This window comes from Kocuria tytonicola, from assembly GCF_003687455.1.
Lineage (GTDB): Bacteria > Actinomycetota > Actinomycetes > Actinomycetales > Micrococcaceae > Kocuria > Kocuria tytonicola.
Genome location: NZ_PHOA01000232.1, coordinates 1 through 384, shown reverse-complemented (window position 1 = coordinate 384; position 384 = coordinate 1). Strand labels below are relative to the sequence as shown.

Annotated in this window: 1 protein-coding gene; it reads right to left on the bottom strand. The window is 76.6% G+C overall.

Annotated features, from left to right (window positions below; all coding sequences use genetic code 11):
- Window positions 1–384, bottom strand: a 384-nt coding sequence (locus CWC38_RS11980; RefSeq protein WP_121846909.1) for an aminotransferase class I/II-fold pyridoxal phosphate-dependent enzyme, incomplete at both ends; no start/stop codon positions are given.

Genomic DNA, 384 nt, shown 5'->3' with positions numbered 1-384 from the left:
CCACGGCGCGGGTGCGGGGGGAGAAGGCCGCGCGGACGTCGTCGGGGTCCGGCACGAAGGCCGGCGGCAGCAGCGGCACGGGCACCGCGGTGGCGCCGGCGAACTCCACCACCGCGCTGTAGAGGTCGTAGCGCGGCTCGAACAGCACCACCTCGTCACCGGGCCGCAGCAGGGACAGCAGTGCGGCGGTGACGCCCTCGGTGGCCCCGGCGCAGACCGCGATCTGTCCGTCCGGATCGAGCTCCTGCCCGTAGCACGCACGCTGGTGCGTGGCGATGGCCTCGCGCAGTGCCGGGATCCCCACGATGGGCGCGTACTGGTGGTGGCCCGCGCCCAGGGCGGCCGCGGCGGCGTCGACCATCTCACGGGGCGGGGCGACGCCCC